This is a genomic window from Acinetobacter sp. D009 (assembly GCF_038562025.1).
Lineage (GTDB): Bacteria > Pseudomonadota > Gammaproteobacteria > Pseudomonadales > Moraxellaceae > Acinetobacter > Acinetobacter pittii.
The window spans coordinates 3,218,476-3,239,636 of the sequence record NZ_CP151886.1; the positions used below are offsets into that span (position 1 = coordinate 3,218,476).

A 21,161-nucleotide genomic window follows, 5' to 3' on the forward strand; every position below is an offset into this window, starting at 1 on the left:
GAGTTTGAGTATGGGTCGTCTTGCAGTCAATTTATCCATGATTTTTACCGAAGTTCCTTTAATTGAACGCTTTGCTCTGGCCCATGCTCAGGGCTTTGAATATGTCGAAATTCAATTTCCTTATGAATTGTCTATTGCAGATATTCAAACTCAACTCGAACGCTACAACCTCAGCCTTTGTTTAATTAATGTGCCTGCAGGTGATCTTATGCAAGGCGGAAACGGTTTAGCAGGCATTCCCGGCCAAGAAACAGCTTTCCATGAGGCATTAGAATTGGCTATTAGCTATGCCACGGCTTTAAACGTTCCTCGTGTTAATATTTTGGCGGGTAAGCAACCACTAGATGCTGACTTACTTCCTTGTTTAAAAACACTAGCAGCCAATTTAAAACTTGCCTGCAACTTACTCAGTGAACATGATATAGAACCCGTTTTTGAAATGATTAATGGCACGGATATGCCTCGCTTTTTGGTGCAGAACATTGCGCAGGGCCAAGAAATGCTTGAAGCAGTCAATCACCCTGCCCTCAAAATGCAATATGACTGCTATCACATGGCCATGATGGGTGAAGATGTACTTGAGGGTTTACAAGAAAACATTAACTTAATTGGTCATATTCAATTTGCAGACTGCCCGGGCCGCCATGAGCCTGATACAGCTCAAATTCCTTATGAACAAATTTTTTCTTGGTTAAAGCAAAGTTCATATCAGAACTATATTGCAGCGGAATATAAACCTGAAAATGGTTCAAATCAGTCGTTTACATGGAAGAAAAAATACTTTTCTGATGATGTAAATATATAAACTGTTACGACTTCTGTTTGAAATTTAGTGCGAAAACCACTATATTAGATAGTGAGTAATTGTCAGGAAAATATACCCTATATGAATTTAGAACCATCGCCCAGCGTGTCTAATTCTCACGATTTCGCAATGAACACTTCAAATAAAGACGTACAAGCTTGTCTCAAAGTCGTCCACGACGCTTTAGTTGATGTAAAAGCAAAAGATATTCTCCAGTTAGATGTTAGCTCAATTAGCAATGTCGCTGATGCTATTGTAATTGCAAGTGGTACTTCTACTCGCCATGTCAAAGCACTTGCTGACAATGTTGCAGAAGAAGCTCGAAAAGCCGGTTTCCGCCCGATTGGCGTTGAAGGTGAACGAGATGCAGAATGGATCTTAATTGATCTCGGCTTTGTTGTAGTACACGTAATGCTACCAACAGCTCGTAAATTCTATGATTTAGAAAGCTTATGGCGTACCGCTCCAGAGTCGGTTGCTTAAAATTTTGCTTTTAAAAAAAGCGGCTCTTTTGAGCCGCTTTTTTAATATTATTTGGTTATTAGCTTTTTTAAATTTTCATATTCTTGCGGGTATATATGTACGAGATTTAAAACATTTCCCATATTCTGAAATAAGATCCAATATATTTTTTTATCGTCTTTTTTCCATAAAGGGGAATAGTATTGGTATTTAGCTAAATTCAATAATATTTTAATAGAATCTCTCAACACATCCTTTTCGTCATCTGTTTGACAATATTTTTCGATATGGATCAACCACTCCACCTTATCCCAAAAAGATAAGTTCTCAGAAAATTCTAATCTTTGTACAAAGCTAATTGGTGTTGTAGTTAGCAAATAAAGTTCATCTATCTCTTTGAGCTCAGTACTCAACTTAGCAATTTTCTGAAGCAAATAAAATGGAAGCTTTAATTGTTTCCGATAGAACAAATTAATTACTTCACCCAATGAAATATACTTCATTTTAAGCGCTCTATATAAAATCATAAATAAAATAGACTTATCATTTAAATTATCTATATATAAATAAAAATCCTGTTTATTCCATTCTAAAATTAACATTTGTAATAAGCATTTTTTTACGCTTCCATTCTCAAGCTGATTATTTTGAAATTGTATAAAATATTCATTAAAATCAAAATCACGACTTTTCAATACAAAAATAGCAAAATCGATAATAGATAAATTCGCACTATTTAAAGCAATCATCAAAATTTCATTATCTAAAGCATCTAATTCCAACAAGCGATTTAAAAGGACTTTTTTTACATCTACATATTTTGATAGTCGAAATTCTGACTTTAAAAAATCTTCATTCTGTTGTAATGCAAAATTAATCCAATAACGTCTAAGCCACTGATCATTTGCATTTTTAGCAATATCAAGTAATTCCGACTCAATAATTAACTGCTTAGACTGAGCATAATTAAATAAAGCTCTACTCAACTTTCCTTGTTTAGATAATAAAACTAATTTTACTTTATCTAAATTTTGATGGATTTTATCCATCAATATATCTTCAATCTCTCCTACAATTCGAATTCGTCCCTTAATTGCCTCAATGTCTAAAAAGTAAGTGATGCATAAATCCGCACAATCTGACCGCTCCGCCCACTCTAATAAATGACGAGCTGCGAGATGTCTATTAACTTGCACATAATCACTTAATTTACGTAGCAAATGTGGAAATAAGGATGGCTCGAAACATCCTGATAATTGTCGGAGTGCAGCTTCGCGCTGGTAACCATCCCAAAGATAAAGTTGATTAATTTTCACTCTAATCTCATCTATGTTCATTTTATTTGATTTATAAATTCTTAAAATCAATATATTAAACTTAATTCAATAAAATTAAAAAGTTAGATTTTAATATTTCCAGAAAATTATAAAATAATAGAATCATCATTTTCTTAGAAGCCTACCTTACAAGTTAGTCATCAGCCTTCATTAAATTTGACATGACAAATTGTCAAATTTGCAGCACTATACAAATTCTTGAAGTCCCCACCAATAAATAACATAATCGGAGTACAGAAAGTGAAGATATTAATTACAGGTGCTAATACGGGCATAGGTTTCGCCACAGCAGAACAACTCGTTAAACAAGGACAACATGTGATTTTGGCATGTCGAAATCCTCAAAAAGCGCAAGAGGCACAAAACAAACTAAGCCCACTTAACCAAGGACAAGTCGATGTCGTTTCTATCGACTTAAATAGTCTTGAATTAACTAGAAAAGCCGCCGATGAAATTGCTGATCGCTATGGCAACCTTGATGTACTTATTAATAATGCAGGTTTATTTGCCAAAACCAAACAGTTGACCAGTGAAGGCTTTGAGCAACAATTTGGGGTTAATTATTTAGGTCATTTTTTATTAACTCAAAAACTACTCCCAGTTTTACAACAATCTCCTAAAGCGCGCATTATCCATCTTGCATCTATTGCCCACTGGGTGGGCTCAATTAAACCCAACAAGTTTCGTGCAGAAGGTTTTTACAATCCCCTGTTCTATTATGGGCAATCGAAGCTTGCAAATTTATTATTTAGTAATGCATTAGCAGAACAGCTAGCTGGAAGTTCAATTACCAATAATGCATTACACCCGGGTGGTGTTGCTTCTGATATTTATCGCGACTTACCCAAACCTGTCTATGCGGCGATGAAATTAGGCTTAGTCCCAACCTCAGTTCCAGCAAAACTCATTACAGAAATGGCAACTGGAGATGCATGGCAGAACCGTAATGGTGAATATGTGAGTGCACATATGCCAGACTGGAAATCATCACACGCTAAAAATCAGCAACTGGCACGTGACCTGTATCAACAATCTATGGATCTTGTAGAAAAATTTCTTTAAAAAACCAGCTCAAATAAAAAACCACCCGAAGGTGGTTTTTTTATTTCAAAGCAAATTAGTGGCCTGTACCGTTAATTGCTTTTGTCATATCTTCAACAACTTTCTTGGCATCACCAAAGATCATCATTGTTTTTTCGTTATAGAACAAATCGTTGTCTAGACCAGCATAACCAGTTGCCATAGAACGCTTAATCACCATGATTGTACGCGCTTTATGAGCTTCAAGAATCGGCATACCATAAATTGGTGAGCTTGGATCATCTTTTGCAGCTGGGTTTACAACGTCGTTTGCACCAATTACAAGTACTACGTCAGTTGCAGGGAAGTCTGAGTTGATCTCATCCATTTCCAAAATGTCTTCATATGCTACGTCCGCTTCAGCAAGTAGTACGTTCATATGACCAGGCATACGACCTGCAACCGGATGGATTGCAAAGCGAACCGTTACACCCTGTTCTTTCAAAAGTTCACACAACTCTTTTACCGCATTTTGAGCACGACCTTGCGCCATACCATAACCCGGTACAATCACAACGCTGTCCGCATTTGACATCAAGAAGCCAGCATCATCAGCAGAACCTGAACGGTAGTTACGTTGAACCTGTTCACCTTTATCTGCAGATGCAACTGCTGCACCACCCATTGCTCCACCAAACAATACATTGATGATCGAACGGTTCATTGCTTTACACATGATGTACGACAGAATCGCACCAGATGAACCTACAAGCGAACCTGCAACGATCAACATGTTGTTTTCAAGAGTAAAACCAATACCTGCCGCTGCCCAACCAGAGAATGAGTTAAGAAGCGATACCACTACAGGCATATCACCACCACCGACCGGTGCAATCCAAACCCAACCAAATGCAAGTGCAAGTGCTGTCATTGCCCAGAAAGCAGTCATGTTGCCAGTTGTAAAGAAGTAGAAACCACAAGCCAACATCGCAACAAAGATAAGTGCTTGAACAGGTTTAACCCATGCACCAGAAATTGTTTTAGCCCATTTTTTCGCAGCCAATTTACCGTATGCAAACACAGATGCAGTAAAGGTAATCGCACCAACGAAACAACCAACAAACAATTCAAATAAATGAACCTTACTCATGTGTGCATGCTGCACGCCAGCTGCTGTTAAAGCCGCCTCATTTTGAGCGAATAGTTCAGTAAGTTGGTTGTTATGTAAAATTGCAGCAATCGCAATTAATACCGCAGCCAAACCCACCAATGAGTGCATAAGCGCAACAGTTTCCGGCATTTGAGTCATTGGCACTGTACGTGCACGCGCAATACCCACGATTGCACCTAACACCATTGCCCCAACGATCATCCAAATAACTGGATTATTCGCAACAAAGAAGGTCGTTACAACTGCAATCGCCATCGCGATCATACCGTAACGGTTACCTTGAATTGCTGTTTTAGGGCCAGATAAGCCACGAAGCGTCAAGATAAAGAGGATTGCGCCAACAAGGTACAACCAGTTTGCATTTGCTTGAATAAATTCCATGTCAAAGCCCTCTTATTTCTTTTGCTTAGGCTTGAACATTTCCAGCATGCGTGCAGTTACTGCAAAGCCACCGAAAATATTAATGCTTGCCAAAAATACTGCAATCGCACCGAGTACGCTCACCACATTCACACTTTGAAATGCAACGTTAGCATCTACACCTAAAACAGGTAGACCAACTGTTTGCAACATCGCACCTACCACAATAATAGATGACAACGCATTAGTTACTGCCATAAGTGGTGTATGCAAAGCTGGCGTAACCCCCCAAACCACGTAATAACCTACGAAGATGGCAAGGACGAAAATTGTAATAGTTTCAACCATGAGAAATCTCCTTAACCACGCTTAAGCAGTACTTGACCGCCATGAGTGACCAATAGGGCTTTTTGGATTTCGTCTTCCTGATTAATCGCAAAGTTTTTCTCTTTGTCGAATAGGGTCTCTACGAAATTAAAAACGTTACGCGCATACAATGCAGAAGCTTCTGTTGCTACAGTTGCGGGAATATTTGGAACACCCAAAATTTTCACGCCATTTTCTGTAAACACAGTCTCACCAACTTTAGAGCCTTCAACGTTACCACCAGTTTCAACAGCCATATCTAAAATGACAGAGCCCGGTTTCATCTTGGCAACAGTTTCAGCTTTAATCAGACGTGGCGCATCACGCCCCGGCAGCAATGCAGTAGTAATCACGATGTCAGCATTAGAAACAGCTTTATCTACAATCGCAGCTTGGTCTTTGATGTATTGCTCACCCGGCATCCATCCATAACCATTTTTAGCGGCATCTGCTGCACGTTGTTGCTCTTCTTCAGACATTGGGACGTCTAACCACTTACCACCTAAAGACTCAACTTGATCTTTAGCTGTAGGACGTAAGTCTGTCGCTTCAACAATTGCACCTAAACGTTTTGCAGTTGCAATCGCCTGTAGACCAGCAACCCCAACACCCATGATCACAACACGCGCAGGCTTTACAGTACCCGCAGCAGTCATAAGCATTGGGAACATACGTTGATATTCAGCAGCAGCAAGTAAAACTGACTTATAACCAGCTAAGTTTGCTTGAGAAGACAACACATCCATGTTTTGTGCACGAGAAAGCGTACGAGGAAGCAGTTCTAAAGCAAAAGCAGACACTTGTTGATTCGCAAACTGATCTAGCTCGGTATTACGATAAGGATCAAACATTGCTACAATAGCAGTATTTGCTGCAAGTTTCTGAATTTCCCCGCCCTGTGGTGCGCGAACTTTCAAAATAATTTGACTACCCGTATAGGCATCATCCGTAATGGTTGCACCGACCTGTTCATAAGCACTGTCAATGTACGCAGCCTTTACACCAGCACCACGTTCAATCACAACGCTATGACCAGCGCTAATCAACTTCTTTACTGTCTCTGGCGTAGCAGCTACACGATTTTCACCGACGACAGTTTCGGTTGGGATTCCGATCTGCATGAGCGTTCCTCAAGCTAATTTCTCATTGTCAAAAACATTGCAAGCTGCAATGTTTCCCCCATGTGTATTCTTTGTACAGAATTTGGATTCTAATTGAACTTTTTTAAAATACCACCCACTATTTATTTAATAAATACCTATATTTTGAACTGATGATTCACGATATTTGTTTAGAGGTGTAATATGGGAAGGTTTTTCTTTTTTTGCAGACAATAGTCTCTCTTATACAGTCCTGTATATGAAAATTTCTTTATCTTCGTTTCAAATCGGGTCTTTTTTTGCTCTTTGCTCTGCGTTTCTATTCAGTACAAAAGCAATCTTTATTAAACAGACTTATGCCCTTTCTCCATTAGTAGACGGTACGGTCCTGATGGCTTTACGTATGTTAAGCGCTTTACCGTTCTTTCTATTAATTTGCTGGTTTAACAGGCATCATAATCAGGGCATAAAAAAGAAGGATTGGCTAATTTTAATTTTTGCCGGTCTATTAGGCTACTATTTTGCAAGTTGGCTCGATTTCATGGGCCTTATGTTTATTAGTGCCTCTTTAGAACGAATTATTCTATTTTTATATCCCACGCTTACTGTCATCGTATCAAGCTTACTCTACAAACAAAAATTAGATGTAAAAAGTTTATTTGCCATTTTTCTTAGTTATGGTGGAACGGTACTGGTTATGCTTCAGGAGCACAACAACGCACCAATTCAGGGCAACTTCTGGATAGGGACAAGTTTCGTATTTGCAAGTGCCGTAGCTTTCGCCGGCTATTTGTTGCTTACGCCACCTCTCATTAAGAAATTTGGCTCTTGGAATTTCACAGGGTTAGCCTTAACTGTAGCTTGTATCGGCACATTAACTCATTACGTATTAAGCACACCTCAACCTATTCAACTTCTATTACAACTCCCCTCTAGTGTAATTTGGTATGGCATTGGCTTAGGCTTTTTAGTTACCGTGTTACCCACCGTTATGCTCATGCAAAGCATTGAACGATTAGGTGCCTCTCAATCTGCAATGATTGCTTCAATTGGACCAGTTTTAACGATTTTGCTTGCCGTTGCTTTTTTAAATGAACATCTCAATATGTGGCAATGGGTTGGCTGCCTTCTTAATATTGTCGGCGTCATGATGATTACACTTAGAAAGAAAAGACTAAAACATTAAATTCTCTTGACCTCAACTTAAGTTGAGGTTGGATACTCATCTAAATTTTAATAAACGGTTGAGTTCCAATGAGTCAAGAAACTTTTAAAATCATAAATCCATCAACTTTATATAATCCAACGCCAAACGCTTATAGTCATGTTGCTGTAGTGGAAAGCTTTAAGAATATTATTCATGTAGCAGGTCAAGGAGGTGAAAATTCCCAAGGTGAATTAGGCCCAAGTTTTGAAGAACAAGCGAACCAAGTTTTTGATAATATTCAACATGCTTTAAAAGCAGCCAATGCAGAGCTTAGCAATATTGCTGTATTGAGAGTTTTAGTTGTTGACCACTCGGTCGAAAAACATCAAATTTTGATTAAAATTATGCAAAATTTATGGAAAAATCATCCTTTTCCTGCCTGTACACTTATTCCTGTGCCGCGCCTTGCGCTAGAACACATGCTTATTGAAGTTGAAGCAACGGCATACACCCAATAAAACTGAGAGAACGTCATGTCTACCCCTGAAGATATCAGTCAAAATAAACCTTTGCTTTGGTTGATGGCAGCAGCATGCGGTTTATGTGCAGGTGTGAATTATTATTGTCAGCCTTTAATTCACTCTATTCAGCAAGAGTTTGCTGTAACTCAAGCACAAGCTGCTTTAACAGTGACATTTGCTCAGGTGTCTTATGCCCTCGGTTTACTCTTTATTGTCCCATTGGGTGATATTGTCAATAAAGCCAAAGCTATTCCGTTTTTGATGGTGCTTTGCGCAGTTGGTCTATTTACATCTGCTTTTGCTGTGAACTTACCCATGTTGTGGATTGGTACAATTTTAGCGGGATTGTTTTCTGTTGCTGCCCAAGTCCTCATCCCACTTGCCACAATGACCGTAAAACCCGAAAAAACTGGCGAGATCATTGGTTTTTTAATGAGTGGCTTATTGGTCGGGATTTTACTCTCTACCAGTCTAGCTGGCTTATTTTCCAACCTTTTCCACTGGAAAGTAGTCTATGTCGTTAGCGGCGTATTAATGCTTCTGTTGGCATTTACCTTAAAAAGCCGTCTGCCTTATGTCTTGCGTATGAAAATGAACTATGGACAAATATTTGTTTCCATGGCTCAACTCTTAAAAGAGGAAAAGCGACTATTATTAAGAGCGCTTACAGGTGCTTTCGCCTTTGCCGCAGTAAGTATTTTGTATTCCACCATCGCCTTACTTTTGACTTCAGCACATCATTTGCCCGATCTATTTATCGGACTAGTCCCACTAGTCGGTATCTTTGGGGCATTATCAACACGCTATATTGGTAAATATGCCGACCAAGGCTACACAAGGTTACTTACGTGGATGGGTTGTGGACTGTTTTTGGTGAGCTGGCTTTGTTTCTATTTCGGACAAACCCTCCTTTCTAGTTATGTTATTGGCTTTGCTTTAATTCAATTAGCACTCGCGCTCGTTCATACTAGCAACCAGAGCATTATTTTCCGTTTACGTCCAGATGCTAAATCTCGTATTAATGCCATCTATATGACAACTTATTTTATTGGAGGAGCTGGTGGCTCTGCCTTAGGGATTTTTGCTTGGAATCATGGCGGGTGGACTATGACATGTGTTGCAGGTGTAGCTCTTGTTCTGCTTTGTATTTTATTTAGTCTCCTTGATGCTTTCTTACAAAAAAAGCAGCTCGCTCACTCATAAAGTAAATTGTTATAAATCATCTCCCTATATTCAACATAAGGGTGGTTATAAATTACTCGGTTAAATGCCACTGTCGATTCAAGGCTAAACCCCGTATAATGCTGCCCTTTCATTAATTTAGCGACTTTTGGGTCTATTGGCTATGCAATCACTTCAATCGTTACAACCTCGTATTTCTGTCGCACCTATGATGGACTGGACTACAAAGGACTACCGATTCTTTGCACGCTTGTTTAACCCAAACGTTGTGCTCTATACAGAAATGGTGACTACAGGTGCGATTCTATTTGGCGATGCAAAACGCCATTTAGACTACAATGCTCAAGAACACCCGATCGTATTACAGCTTGGCGGTTCAAACCCACAAGAGCTTGCAACTTGCACAAAAATGGCCGAAGACTGGGGTTATGACGAAGTCAACCTCAATGTAGGCTGCCCAAGTGACCGCGTACAGAACAATAAAATCGGTGCATGTTTAATGGCAGAGCCAGACTTGGTTGCTGAATGCATTCACAATATGCAAAAAGCAGTAAAGATTCCTGTAACAGTCAAACACCGTATTGGTATCGATGACATGCAGTCTTACGAAGAAATGCTAAATTTCGTAGATACTGTCGCTGCAACAGGTTGTACATATTTCGTTGTGCATGCCCGTATTGCTATTTTGAAAGGTTTGTCTCCAAAAGAAAACCGAGAAGTCCCTCCTTTACGCTACGAAGATGTATACCGCTTAAAGCAAGAACGCCCCCATCTAACCATTGAAATTAACGGCGGAATTAAAACTTTTGCCGAAACTCAAGTTCATTTACAACATGTTGATGGTGTCATGATTGGCCGTGAAGCCTATCATAACCCTTACCTACTCGCAGAACTGGGACAGCTTTGGAATTTAGAAGCGCCAGATCGTTTCGATATTATGGAACAAATGCTGCCTTATATTGAGCAACGCATGGCTGAAGGTGCTCCCCTTTCAATCATTACACGTCATATTTTAGGTTTATTCCAAAACTTACCGGGTGCTCGTAAATGGCGCCAAGCACTAAGTGGCGGAAATGCAAAGACTTTAGCTGATGTTGAAAATGCAATTCAGAACATGCGAGTAGCCATGATTCGCACTGAAGAATATGTAAAAGAGCAGCAGGTTTAAGTTGGCGACGACTTCTTAAATTGTAAGAAAATGTGGCATTTTAAATCAGAGACTTAGATTTTGAGTATATTCGCAAATGTTGGAACAAAATATTCATATTTAAGCTCTGATTAGTTATTTATTTACAATGATATCAATAATTTAAATTTCACAATTTTTGACCACCTCTTTTGATAAGTATATTTTCGCTCCAAAGCAGACACCTCTGGAAAAAAGATACGTTATTACATAACATACACAAAACTTTTAAGATACGCCTATTAGTATCTCTGAACGCCACAGGTAGGTGGTGATTTTTTTAATATGGACATGGGTAGCACGGTAGAGATTTCACGATGATTATTTATGACGGACAAGTAGCTGATAATTACATGTATCAGGATTCAAATCAGGCAGCCATTGTTGTATCGCACAGCACACCAAGCCTCCCTTATCCTTTCACTATGAAACCCAATAATCATCAAACTCAAACTTCAACCAACCCACCCATCGATGTAGAAAAGTTTGTAGAAAAATTAGAAAGCGTTACTTCTAGACGCAGTAAAGCTAGATGCGCACGTAGTATCCGTCTTGCACTCGAATCTGCTGGTGCTAATGTTGAAAACCACCCAATCGCAGCTTCAGATTGGGGCGATACTCTCAAAAAGATTGGCTATAAACAAATTGATCCAGCCTTCGACGAACCTCAAGAAGGTGACATTTACATCATTCACAGAACCCGTAACCACGTTTATGGACACATCGCAGGATATACTGGAAGTGAATGGGTCTCTGACTTCAAACAAAATAGCTATGACGTCTATAAAGATGACAGCGTAACTTATACTTACTATAGATTAGCCGCTTAATCATTTTTCTAAGATTGAAACGTTTGATAAATGAGTTCAGTACAATGCTGAATCATTTCATCATGATCTTTTTTATAAATCAAAACCACTTCAGAAAGTGATAACAAATCGGTTAAAGGCAATAGTTTCACGTGAGCAGGCAAGATCTGCTGAAACTCTTCAGGTACAATACTTACACCAACATTTGCAGCCACGAGTTGTAACTGTGAAATCTTACGCGACTGAATTGGAGCTTTTTGTGGGGTAAATCCTGCGGCTAAACATAGATTTGAGACCAAATAGCTTAATCCACCTCTTTTAGAATGAGGGGTAGAAACAAAGTATTCATCTTTTAAATCTTTGGCACTCACCTTCTCTTTATTTGTAAACTTAGCATGATCAATGTGCACGGCCACCATTAAAGGTTCTTCATATAATTTAATAACATTGACGTCATCTAATGTGTGCCGAACTGGTGGTCTAATCAAACCAATATCAATTTCCCCATTCAGTAAAGCCAAAATCTGATGCTCAGATGACAAGGTATTTATCTCAAAATTGATTTGTTGCGTTAAGCTAATTTCTTTTAATATCTGAACCTTTTTATCATCCATAATAATACTGCTCGAATGAGCAATTTTAATCTGACGATTTTTTCCTTCTGCAATATTCTTAGAAACTCCAATGATCTCATTTAAATAATGCATATTATCTTTAATTTTTTTATAGAAGACCTCTCCTGCCGCCGTGAGTTTTACTTTCTTATCAGTACGATCAAATAGCTGAAAATCAATTTCTTCCTCTAATAACTTCATTTGCCGACTTAAAGCAGACTGAGCAATGAATAGTTTCTCTGAAGCAGCAGTAAAACTCCCTTCTTCAACAATTTTTATAAAATATTGAAATTGTTTTAATGTGAGCATAACCATCTCAAAATTAGATTATTAGGTCTATTTTCCATATTAGATTAGATAGATAGCCTTCGCTAGAATTTTATCAAGACCATTCAATTGATTGAATTATTCATGAAGTATTTAAAAGGGTTTATCATTTTCACCGTTGTTGTTCTAATTTTATGGTGCTTTAAATTTTATGATCAGCAGTTACCCACACAGCCCAAACAAGACAACATAGAGCTGTATGATTAAATAGTTTCTCTCAAAAATAAAAAGGCATGCACTTACATAAGCACATGCCTTTTCAATATTTAAATTAGGCTTTCTTTAAATCAAGCTTTTTCAAAACTTCAGCCACAGCAATCATAGCAAAGCTTGAAGTCACCACTACCGCTGACCCATAGCCACCACAACGTAAGCCCGCTGATGGGCAAACATCTGCACTTGAAAATGGGTTATCGATTGAGTAAATACAGGTAATACCAAATTTCTCTTTTGGCTTTTTACAGATGCCTCGAGCACGAAGTTGACTACGTAGCTTCGCTAACATCGGATCTTGTTCTGTTTTTGATAAATCAGCTACGCGGATTTTAAGTGGATCGAGCTTACCACCTGCTCCGCCCGACACAATTAAAGGAATTTTATTAAAACGACAATGAAGCATTAAAGCCAGTTTTGCTTTAACGTCATCGATGCAGTCCAAAACAATGTCTGGTACAGGGTTTAAAAGCTCTGTGACATTTTCAGACGTTAAAAAGTCATCAATAATATTAACCTTAATACGTGGGTTAATTTGGCGACAACGCTCCGCCATAATCTCAACTTTTTCACAACCCAGAGTTGATGTCATTGCAGGTAACTGACGATTCACATTTGATGCTGCAACCACATCCATATCTACTAGTGTAATCTCACCAATACCTGTACGCGCTAAAGCTTCTACCGCCCAACTACCGACACCACCAATACCAATCACCATCACATGACTTTTTTCATAGTGCTGGAACGATGAATCACCATAAACTTTGGCTACACCTGCAAAACGGCGGTCATATTCATCTTGTTGGAGATCGGTCATTGCTACTCTTTGAGGGGATATAAAACACGGAGAGTATTTTACTGCTTTTCAGAAGAAAGTGTATTTTAGATCAAAGAAAACTTGAGACTGTAATATTTAAACTCACGACAAGTCTTATGATTATTAATCAAATTATACGGCTTAAGATTTAAACTATTGATTACTAGTGTGACAGGCGGCATGGATGCCGCCCAGTTGGGCTGCGGTATAAGGACATACCGTCAGCCCGACAAAGGATTTTTGTTACTTTTTATCCTTAAAAAGTAAGGATATGGCTATATACCCAACATTAGCTCATTCATATTCATTACAAGGCTGTACAAGCTTAGCCAATTTATGAAGCAATCAAATTCCGTAGTACATAATGCAAAATACCACCTGCCTTAAAGTACTCAACCTCATTTAACGTATCAATTCGACATAACACATTAAAATGACTGGCTACCCCATTTGGCCCTTTCACATCAACCTCAAGAATTTGATGAGGCTGAACGCCATCAGACAAACCTCGAATTGATATCACCTCATGACCAGTTAAGTTGAGAGATTGTCGAGTTTGCCCATCAATAAACTGTAAGGGCAACACCCCCATACCTACCAAGTTTGAACGGTGAATACGCTCAAAACTTTCGGCAATGACAGCCTTCACGCCTAATAAGTTTGTTCCTTTAGCAGCCCAATCACGTGAAGATCCTGTTCCATATTCTTTACCAGCAATAATCACAAGCGGTGTATGTTCTTGTTGATAACGCATTGCTGCATCATAAATAGCAAGCTTTTCACCACTTGGCACATGAATGGTATTACCACCCTCTTCACCACCTAGCATCTCGTTTTTAATACGAATATTGGCAAAAGTACCTCGCATCATGACTTCGTGATTACCGCGTCGAGAACCATAAGAGTTAAAGTCTTTTGGTTCAACACCTTGCTCTTGCAAATATCGGCCAGCCGGACTGTCTTTTTTAATATTACCTGCCGGTGAAATATGGTCAGTTGTTACCGAGTCACCAAGTACTGCCAAGATACGTGCCTGTTCAATATTCTTAATTGGTTTTGGAGGTTCGCCAATGCCCTCAAAGAATGGCGGGTGGCGGATATAAGTCGAATCATCAGCCCATTCATAGGTTTTACTTTTTGGAATCTGAATCGCTTGCCAGCTTTCATCACCATCAAAGACCGCAGCATATTCTTTATGGAACATGTCTGTATTTACTTTCTGTAAGACAGCATCAATTTCTGCCTGACTTGGCCAGATATCTTTTAAGTAAACAGGTTGTCCATCTTTACCCTGTCCAATAGGTTGCGTAGTTAAATCAGTACGAATATTACCAACCAGACCATAAGCGACTACCAGAGGTGGCGAAGCAAGCCAGTTTGTCTTAACTAATGGGTGTACGCGTCCTTCAAAATTACGATTACCAGAAAGTACAGATGCAACATTTAAATCATGGCATTGGATTGCCTCTTCAACTGGTTCGGGTAGTGGACCTGAGTTACCAATACAGGTTGTACAACCATATCCCACCAAGTTATAGCCCAACTCATCTAAATACGGTGTAAGCCCAGCAGCCAGCAAATAATCCGTCACCACCTTCGAGCCTGGTGCAAGTGAACTTTTCACCCATGGTTTACGCTGCAAGCCTTTTTCAATCGCTTTTTTTGCAAGCAAACCTGCGGCTAGCATTACACTTGGGTTAGAAGTATTGGTACAAGAGGTAATCGCTGAAATAACAACATCACCATGAGTTAATGGATACTCTTTTCCTTCAATCACACATGACGGACTTTCATGCTGGATATTTGCTTTTTTTGCCTCTACGGCTGTGCCACCACCGCCTTCATTTTCTAAACGCTCTTTAGCTTCTTTAGCCGGTTTTAGCGTTAACTCCATTAAAGCATTAAAGGTTTTCGGCACATCAGATAAAAGAACTTTGTCCTGTGGACGTTTTGGACCAGCTAGACTTGCCTGAACCGTGCTCATATCTAAACTTAAAGTATCTGTAAAAACAGGTTCATCACCAGGGTTACGCCATAAGCCTTGTGCTTTGCTATACGCTTCAACCAGTTCAATACGATCACTTTGACGACCAGTTAATTTCAAATATCCCAATGTCACTTCATCAATCGGAAAGAAGCCACAAGTCGCACCATACTCTGGCGCCATGTTGGCAATGGTTGCACGGTCAGCAAGAGGTAGATCAGCTAAGCCATCTCCATAGAACTCTACAAATTTACCCACGACACCTTTTTGACGAAGCATTTGAGTAATAGTCAGCACCAAGTCTGTTGCAGTAATCCCTTCTGGTAATTTTCCTGTCAATTTAAAACCAATGACTTCAGGAATCAGCATAGAGATGGGTTGACCCAACATAGCAGCTTCGGCCTCAATCCCGCCAACACCCCAACCTAATACACCTAAACCATTGATCATAGTGGTATGGGAGTCTGTACCAACTAAGGTGTCAGGGAAAGCAAAGGTTTGTCCATTATCTTCACCTAGCCACACCGCTTGAGCCAAATATTCTAAATTGACCTGATGACAAATCCCCGTACCCGGCGGCACAACACTAAAGTTATTAAAAGCAGATTGCCCCCAACGCAAAAATTGATATCGCTCGCCATTACGCTGCATTTCAATCTGAACGTTTTCTTCAAAAGCCCGATCATCAGCAAAATGATCCACCATCACCGAGTGATCAATCACTAAATCTACAGGTGATAACGGATTAATTTTTTCAGGATCGCCACCCGCTTGTGCCATTGCAGCACGCATTGCAGCCAAGTCAACTACAGCGGGAACACCGGTAAAATCTTGCATTAAAACCCGTGCAGGTCGATATTGAATTTCTTGATCGGAACTACGGTTTTTTAGCCACTCAGCTAAAGCATGAATGTGTTCCGTTTTAACACTATGCTGATCTTCAAACCGTAATAAGTTTTCCAACAGTACTTTTAATGATTTCGGCAGTCTGGCAATGTCACCTAGCTTTTTCTCGGCTTGGGTTAAGCTAAAAATCTGATAATTGCTGGAACCTACTGTTAGCGTCTGTAAAGCATTAAAACTATTGATATTGCTATACTTAGCCATTGGGTTATCCTCCCATGTCTGGCAATGTTATTTTTCACGTTTTTACATGTTGTTTTCTTACTTTAAGCTTCTTTTCTAATCGCTGTGTTTTGTTTTAGTTACTATTTCTAATCTTTGATTTTTATTACGATAATTTCAAAGCAGATTGAGAGTTTTTCCACAGCAACTCAGCTAAATCTGACTCAGGCATGTTTAAATTTTCGGCCAAACTTTGTAAAACATAAGGCAAATTAACAGGGGTATTACGAGTACGCTGTTCAGTTGAGGTTTGACAACAAAGCGGAGTCATATCTGGGCAATCTGTTTCAATCACCAAGTGCTCGGCACCTATAGCATTTACCACAGTATGAAGCTTTTTCGCATTTGGGTTGGTAATTTGCCCCGTTACACCAATTTTAAAACCAAGCTTAATAAGACCCTTTGCCTCTTCTACCCCACCACTAAATGCATGAGCAATGCCTCCCAATTTAAATTTTTGAGCTTTTAATATAGCAAGCACATCACCATGCGCTTTTCGAATGTGGAGCAACACTGGTTTTTTGTATTGGGTTGCCAGCTCTAACTGATCTGCAAAATATTGTTTTTGCTTTGCATATACAACTGGCTGCTTATGTTCTTTTAAAAAAGTATCTAAGCCAATTTCACCCACTGCCACACAATTTTCTTGCTGCAAGATGTGTTCAAGATGAGTCAAATGTTCTGGTTGATGCTGCTCAATATAAAATGGGTGTAAACCTGGTGCTAAATATGAAGTAGGCACATTTTCCCAACTTTTTAACTGATGATGAGTTTGCACCAACTCATTAAAGCGTGACTGCATAAACCCAATTAACACTAAAGCGTCAACACCCACCTTTTTAGCGTCGACTGCTAACTGTTGCCGATCTTCATCAAAATCGGCAACATCAAAATGGGTATGAGTATCAAACAAATGCATTAGCCAGCACTTTTTGCAACTGGTGCCGAAGCTGGTTTAACTTTAGGCTGTGGCAAATATTCCTCTTTCAACACATCTTGCAATTGATCATAAGGAATGACTAATCGAGGGAGTCCAACCACATATGGTCCAATTTCATACTCACCGTATTGAAGGATTAAACCTTGCTCACCCAGCAAGAAGTTATTAGATAATTTAAATGGCCATGCTTGTTCATAGTCAGCAACATTATCAGCCAATTTAGAGTCCGTTACCCATGTCTTAAAGGCTTCATGAGCTAACTTCTCTAAACTTGCTTTTTGCTGAGGGCGTAATAAATCTTCAAGCTTAATTTGCTTTTGCTCTTTTAAATCAAAATTATAATAATGCTGTGCAGCAGAGCCATGAGCCCCTCCTAAATAGCTACTACTATTAAGCACTACAGTTACGACTTTACCTTGAGCCTGCAAAATCTTAGGTTTAACTAAAAGATTAATCTGATGATTACTACTTAAAGCTTTTAACTCATTATCTAGATCAATAAATGAATTTGCATAGCGTTGCACCTGTGTATCAAAGCTATTTTTTTGCTCTGCACCCGCTGCCGCTGAAGCTTCTACTTTTTGTTCCGCTTGCGTATTTTTAGCATCAGGTTCAGCTATTTCTAAAATTTGATTTAATGTATTTAAGATCTGTTGATCTATAATTTTGTCAATAAAAGGAAAATTACTCTGTAAGCGCTCTACCGTAAATTCTGGACAAATTTTACCATCACAATCAGGTAAAACCACCTTACTAGGAATTGTTTCACCCTTCAAAGTCAACTCTACTGGCTTTTGTTCCTCGACTGCTGGTTTCTGCTGCTCTTGAGAATCCTTAGGATCAGCTTTAGGTTGGCATGCTGCCAAAAATATAGCAGAAGCAAGCAAAGTTAATCGCAGTGAAGCTTTAGAAGATAACATCATATTTTGCCTTTTATTCTAAGGAGATTACGCTATGCCTTTCTAAGAAATTAGCGCATATAAATAGAGGTTGCAAATTCTGCTACCATCTTAAAACATTTGTTCATAAACCTCGGGTTGTAATATTTTTTTGGTCTGTTCTTTAGATAAATAAATATCGAGCTGTGGAGCTTCTTTAGTAATCTGGTTTGCCTGATAATGTAAGCCAACGCCTTCACCATCAAAGAACCAATCTGCCTGCCCCCAATATAAAGTTTTTGGTGCTTCTTTTTTTATGTCAGCAGTCTGCTTTTTTAACCAATCTTGATATGCGACCTGCACCATTTGATGCACAGCTGTTTGCTGATCCTTTTCTAAAACCTCTAACAAAGTTAAGCTCTTATGCAGTTTTCGGTCGGCCACAAAAAAGTAATAACGATCTTTGATCGTAAGCTCCTCTTGCTTGGTATCAAGTCCTAATTGCAATAAAACATATTGGTTACGCTGCGATGCAATACGTGTATGCAGATGCAATTCGTAAGCCCGATTCTTTGAATATTTATCTTGCCATTCATCAGACTTTTTAACATAAGCATTAATGGCTTGCTGCAAACTTAAGTCTTTTTTCAAATCAATTTGATCTTGAATTACCTTAGCCTGACTTTTCGCGATCCATTCATTTAGCCATGCATCTTGGGTCTTTATCGTTTGAATATCGACATCAATACAATTTTTCTTCTCACAAAATGGTAAAGCATAATCAGCTTTTACTTGCTGCAAGTTTAGAAATGGTAGTACTTCAGCTTTCTCTATATTTTGATTTTGGGTAGAAGCTGATTTTATTTGAAAAGATGATGAAGGTTGAGAGCTTTTCCAGACAAAAAGGCAAATAGCCAAAAGTAATATGATTACCGCAACTAAAAGTGCAATAACTGTCTTTCTATTCAAATTCATTTCATCATCCTTTCTTATTTTTCAAAACAAAACAGCTTCTGTTCGAAGCTGTCTGTCAAATCTTAAAGATTAGTGTTCACGTGTGTTACGGAACTGAATATCAGGCCAACGCTCTTGCATAATCTGCAAGTTCACACGACTTGGTGCAAGATAAGTTAAGTGACCACCACCATCGATAGAAAGTTGATCATGTGCTTTTTTCTTAAATTCATTGAGAATCTTGTCATCATCACAATGAATCCAACGCACAGTATTTACACTTACAGGCTCGTAAACACAGTCAACTTTATATTCTTCTTTCAGACGGTAAGCAACCACATCAAACTGAAGTACACCCACAGCACCCACGATCAAATCATTGCTAATTTGTGGCATAAATACCTGAGTTGCGCCTTCTTCAGACAACTCTTTCAAACCTTTTTGCAACTGCTTTGACTTTAATGGATCTTTCAAACGTACACGGCGGAACATTTCTGGAGCAAAGTGAGGAATACCTGTGAAGTGCAAGTTTTCACCGCTAGTGAAAGTATCACCAATTTGAATTGTGCCATGGTTATGTAAACCAATAATATCACCTGGCCACGCTTCTTCTAAGTGCTCACGCTCACCCGCAAGGAATGTCAATGCATCACTAATACGAACATCTTTACCAATACGTACATGATTCATTTTCAAACCTTTCTCGTATTTACCTGAGCAAATACGCATAAAGGCAATACGGTCACGGTGTTTCGGATCCATATTTGCTTGAATTTTAAATACGAAACCAGAAAAGCCTTCTTCTTTTGCATCAACAACACGCTCTTGTGTTGGATGAGCTTTAGGTTCTGGTGCCCAATTCATAAATGCATCTAATACATGGTCAACACCAAAGTTACCTAATGCTGTACCAAATAGAACTGGAGTTTGTTTACCTTGTAAAAATAATTCGCGGTCTAAAGGTTCGTTCGCCATTTGTACGAGCTCAAGTGACTCTTCAAAAGATGCCCAAGCCAACTCACCTACTTTTTCACGAATATCTGCATGGTCATAGCCATCGCGTACTTCAATATCTGTAATAGTTGAACCAAAGCCTGCTTTGTAGACATACAATTTGTTTTCAAGAATATTGTATACACCAGCAAAATCACGCCCCATCCCTAATGGCCATGTAATTGGTACACAGCGAATATTGAGGACATTCTCAATTTCATCCAGTAACTCAAGTGGTTCACGAATTTCACGGTCCATCTTGTTTACAAATGAAATGATCGGAGTGTCACGCATACGACAAACTTCCATCAATTTGATGGTACGTTCTTCAACACCTTTTGCACCATCAATCACCATTAACGCAGAGTCAACTGCAGTTAGGGTACGATAAGTATCTTCAGAGAAGTCTTCATGTCCCGGTGTATCAAGTAAGTTAATGGTGTGACCTTTATAAGGGAACTGCATAACAGAAGTGGTAATGGAAATTCCACGCTCTTTTTCCATTTCCATCCAGTCAGATGTAGCTGCGCGGTCAGATTTACGGCTTTTTACCATCCCTGCAACCTGAATTGCTTTACCCCATAACAGTAATTTCTCTGTCATGGTCGTTTTACCGGCATCGGGGTGGGAAATGATGGCAAATGTGCGGCGTTGAGCAACCTGTGCCGCTAACTCATCTTTAAAACTCATGAAATACACCTACTGCGGAGATTGCAGTGCCAAAGACCTAAAGTCGATCAAAATAAAAATTGGCGTAATTGTAGCAGATTTATAGAACTGTTTAATGATTGTTGATAAGCCATGAGTTATTCACAAACTTTTTAGATCTTTTTGAGAATGTAGTTTA

The 21,161-nt window shown here is 39.0% G+C and carries 20 protein-coding genes; 9 read left to right on the forward strand and 11 right to left on the reverse strand.

Translation table 11 applies throughout. From position 1 onward, the window contains the following. Positions 1–10: 10 nt before the first annotated feature. Entirely contained in the window at positions 11–805 is a 795-nt protein-coding gene (locus tag AAC388_RS15370) for a TIM barrel protein (protein WP_002117284.1), read from the forward strand. An 81-nt stretch (positions 806–886) separates the two neighbouring features. Further along, positions 887–1,288, forward strand: a complete 402-nt coding sequence (rsfS, locus tag AAC388_RS15375; RefSeq protein ID WP_001047580.1) for a ribosome silencing factor — start codon at positions 887–889, stop codon at positions 1,286–1,288. A gap of 47 nt (positions 1,289–1,335) precedes the next feature. On the opposite strand, the gene AAC388_RS15380 is transcribed toward rsfS, so the two are convergent. Continuing rightward, the gene (locus AAC388_RS15380; protein WP_342370887.1) at positions 1,336–2,583 is read right to left on the reverse strand and encodes a hypothetical protein; all 1,248 of its coding nucleotides are present in this window, start codon (positions 2,581–2,583) and stop codon (positions 1,336–1,338) included. Positions 2,584–2,844: 261 nt separating this feature from the next. On the opposite strand from AAC388_RS15380, the gene AAC388_RS15385 reads away from it, so the two are divergent. Next, positions 2,845–3,666: an SDR family NAD(P)-dependent oxidoreductase gene (locus tag AAC388_RS15385; RefSeq protein WP_284091163.1), complete on the forward strand. Its 822-nt coding sequence runs from the start codon at positions 2,845–2,847 to the stop codon at positions 3,664–3,666. A gap of 55 nt (positions 3,667–3,721) precedes the next feature. Here the strand turns inward: AAC388_RS15385 and AAC388_RS15390 are convergent, their stop codons facing one another. Genes AAC388_RS15390 through AAC388_RS15400 form a run of 3 tightly spaced genes read right to left on the reverse strand, consistent with a single transcriptional unit; the run spans position 3,722 to position 6,642 of the window. Further along, a complete protein-coding gene (locus tag AAC388_RS15390) occupies positions 3,722–5,176 on the reverse strand; it encodes an NAD(P)(+) transhydrogenase (Re/Si-specific) subunit beta (protein WP_005079030.1) in 1,455 nt (484 codons plus the stop codon). Between the two features lie 12 nt (positions 5,177–5,188). Then, on the reverse strand, positions 5,189–5,503 hold the full coding sequence (locus AAC388_RS15395; RefSeq protein WP_000230434.1) for a proton-translocating transhydrogenase family protein: 315 nt from the start codon (positions 5,501–5,503) through the stop codon (positions 5,189–5,191). Positions 5,504–5,514: 11 nt separating this feature from the next. Continuing rightward, positions 5,515–6,642 (reverse strand): Re/Si-specific NAD(P)(+) transhydrogenase subunit alpha, encoded by a 1,128-nt coding sequence (locus AAC388_RS15400; RefSeq protein WP_342370888.1) that lies wholly within the window; start codon positions 6,640–6,642, stop codon positions 5,515–5,517. A gap of 238 nt (positions 6,643–6,880) precedes the next feature. Here AAC388_RS15400 and AAC388_RS15405 point away from each other — a divergent pair, with 238 nt between their 5' ends. The 5 genes from AAC388_RS15405 (at position 6,881) to AAC388_RS15425 (ending at position 11,487) form a co-directional block, all read left to right on the forward strand. Beyond that, the gene (locus AAC388_RS15405) at positions 6,881–7,807 is read left to right on the forward strand and encodes a DMT family transporter (protein ID WP_206259011.1); all 927 of its coding nucleotides are present in this window, start codon (positions 6,881–6,883) and stop codon (positions 7,805–7,807) included. A gap of 68 nt (positions 7,808–7,875) precedes the next feature. Then, a complete protein-coding gene (locus AAC388_RS15410; protein WP_032007078.1) occupies positions 7,876–8,286 on the forward strand; it encodes a RidA family protein in 411 nt (136 codons plus the stop codon). A gap of 15 nt (positions 8,287–8,301) precedes the next feature. Continuing rightward, positions 8,302–9,492 (forward strand): MFS transporter, encoded by a 1,191-nt coding sequence (locus AAC388_RS15415; protein ID WP_342370889.1) that lies wholly within the window; start codon positions 8,302–8,304, stop codon positions 9,490–9,492. A 142-nt stretch (positions 9,493–9,634) separates the two neighbouring features. Then, positions 9,635–10,639 carry a tRNA dihydrouridine(20/20a) synthase DusA gene (gene dusA, locus AAC388_RS15420; protein ID WP_204085847.1) on the forward strand — a complete coding sequence of 335 codons (1,005 nt, stop codon included), beginning with the start codon at positions 9,635–9,637 and terminating at the stop codon, positions 10,637–10,639. 335 nt (positions 10,640–10,974) lie between these two features. Then, a complete protein-coding gene (locus AAC388_RS15425) occupies positions 10,975–11,487 on the forward strand; it encodes a hypothetical protein (RefSeq protein WP_304398127.1) in 513 nt (170 codons plus the stop codon). An 8-nt stretch (positions 11,488–11,495) separates the two neighbouring features. Here the strand turns inward: AAC388_RS15425 and AAC388_RS15430 are convergent, their stop codons facing one another. Beyond that, positions 11,496–12,395 (reverse strand): LysR family transcriptional regulator, encoded by a 900-nt coding sequence (locus AAC388_RS15430; protein WP_081313452.1) that lies wholly within the window; start codon positions 12,393–12,395, stop codon positions 11,496–11,498. 96 nt (positions 12,396–12,491) lie between these two features. On the opposite strand from AAC388_RS15430, the gene AAC388_RS15435 reads away from it, so the two are divergent. Continuing rightward, positions 12,492–12,614 (forward strand): hypothetical protein, encoded by a 123-nt coding sequence (locus AAC388_RS15435; RefSeq protein ID WP_130119434.1) that lies wholly within the window; start codon positions 12,492–12,494, stop codon positions 12,612–12,614. 64 nt (positions 12,615–12,678) lie between these two features. Here the strand turns inward: AAC388_RS15435 and AAC388_RS15440 are convergent, their stop codons facing one another. The 6 genes from AAC388_RS15440 to AAC388_RS15465 all read right to left on the reverse strand — a co-directional run bounded on the left by AAC388_RS15440 (position 12,679) and on the right by AAC388_RS15465 (position 21,004). Beyond that, complete coding sequence (locus AAC388_RS15440) at positions 12,679–13,440, reverse strand: tRNA threonylcarbamoyladenosine dehydratase (RefSeq protein WP_032005232.1); 762 nt, start codon at positions 13,438–13,440, stop codon at positions 12,679–12,681. A 334-nt stretch (positions 13,441–13,774) separates the two neighbouring features. After that, entirely contained in the window at positions 13,775–16,531 is a 2,757-nt protein-coding gene (gene acnA / locus AAC388_RS15445) for an aconitate hydratase AcnA (protein WP_342370890.1), read from the reverse strand. A gap of 124 nt (positions 16,532–16,655) precedes the next feature. Continuing rightward, a complete protein-coding gene (locus tag AAC388_RS15450; protein WP_342370891.1) occupies positions 16,656–17,468 on the reverse strand; it encodes a TatD family hydrolase in 813 nt (270 codons plus the stop codon). Next, positions 17,468–18,409, reverse strand: coding sequence for an RsiV family protein (locus tag AAC388_RS15455; RefSeq protein ID WP_199977527.1), 942 nt, complete (start codon positions 18,407–18,409; stop codon positions 17,468–17,470). Before AAC388_RS15455 ends, AAC388_RS15450 begins: the two co-directional genes overlap by 1 nt. Before the next feature lie 90 nt (positions 18,410–18,499). Further along, complete coding sequence (locus AAC388_RS15460) at positions 18,500–19,342, reverse strand: hypothetical protein (protein ID WP_342370892.1); 843 nt, start codon at positions 19,340–19,342, stop codon at positions 18,500–18,502. Positions 19,343–19,411: 69 nt separating this feature from the next. Continuing rightward, positions 19,412–21,004, reverse strand: coding sequence for a peptide chain release factor 3 (locus AAC388_RS15465; protein WP_005066204.1), 1,593 nt, complete (start codon positions 21,002–21,004; stop codon positions 19,412–19,414). Between the last annotated feature and the right edge of the window lie 157 nt (positions 21,005–21,161).

What these genes read in the sequence shown, in the direction of transcription:
- AAC388_RS15370 (WP_002117284.1), top strand. Translation starts at nt 11, where the DNA reads ATGGGTCGTCTTGCAGTCAATTTATCCATGATTTTTACCGAAGTTCCT.
- rsfS (WP_001047580.1), top strand. Translation starts at nt 887, where the DNA reads ATGAATTTAGAACCATCGCCCAGCGTGTCTAATTCTCACGATTTCGCA.
- AAC388_RS15390 (WP_005079030.1), bottom strand. Translation starts at nt 5,176, where the DNA reads ATGGAATTTATTCAAGCAAATGCAAACTGGTTGTACCTTGTTGGCGCA.
- AAC388_RS15395 (WP_000230434.1), bottom strand. Translation starts at nt 5,503, where the DNA reads ATGGTTGAAACTATTACAATTTTCGTCCTTGCCATCTTCGTAGGTTAT.
- AAC388_RS15400 (WP_342370888.1), bottom strand. Translation starts at nt 6,642, where the DNA reads ATGCAGATCGGAATCCCAACCGAAACTGTCGTCGGTGAAAATCGTGTA.
- AAC388_RS15405 (WP_206259011.1), top strand. Translation starts at nt 6,881, where the DNA reads ATGAAAATTTCTTTATCTTCGTTTCAAATCGGGTCTTTTTTTGCTCTT.
- AAC388_RS15410 (WP_032007078.1), top strand. Translation starts at nt 7,876, where the DNA reads ATGAGTCAAGAAACTTTTAAAATCATAAATCCATCAACTTTATATAAT.
- AAC388_RS15415 (WP_342370889.1), top strand. Translation starts at nt 8,302, where the DNA reads ATGTCTACCCCTGAAGATATCAGTCAAAATAAACCTTTGCTTTGGTTG.
- dusA (WP_204085847.1), top strand. Translation starts at nt 9,635, where the DNA reads ATGCAATCACTTCAATCGTTACAACCTCGTATTTCTGTCGCACCTATG.
- AAC388_RS15425 (WP_304398127.1), top strand. Translation starts at nt 10,975, where the DNA reads ATGATTATTTATGACGGACAAGTAGCTGATAATTACATGTATCAGGAT.
- AAC388_RS15430 (WP_081313452.1), bottom strand. Translation starts at nt 12,395, where the DNA reads ATGGTTATGCTCACATTAAAACAATTTCAATATTTTATAAAAATTGTT.
- AAC388_RS15435 (WP_130119434.1), top strand. Translation starts at nt 12,492, where the DNA reads ATGAAGTATTTAAAAGGGTTTATCATTTTCACCGTTGTTGTTCTAATT.
- AAC388_RS15440 (WP_032005232.1), bottom strand. Translation starts at nt 13,440, where the DNA reads ATGACCGATCTCCAACAAGATGAATATGACCGCCGTTTTGCAGGTGTA.
- acnA (WP_342370890.1), bottom strand. Translation starts at nt 16,531, where the DNA reads ATGGCTAAGTATAGCAATATCAATAGTTTTAATGCTTTACAGACGCTA.
- AAC388_RS15450 (WP_342370891.1), bottom strand. Translation starts at nt 17,468, where the DNA reads ATGCATTTGTTTGATACTCATACCCATTTTGATGTTGCCGATTTTGAT.
- AAC388_RS15455 (WP_199977527.1), bottom strand. Translation starts at nt 18,409, where the DNA reads ATGTTATCTTCTAAAGCTTCACTGCGATTAACTTTGCTTGCTTCTGCT.
- AAC388_RS15460 (WP_342370892.1), bottom strand. Translation starts at nt 19,342, where the DNA reads ATGAATTTGAATAGAAAGACAGTTATTGCACTTTTAGTTGCGGTAATC.
- AAC388_RS15465 (WP_005066204.1), bottom strand. Translation starts at nt 21,004, where the DNA reads ATGAGTTTTAAAGATGAGTTAGCGGCACAGGTTGCTCAACGCCGCACA.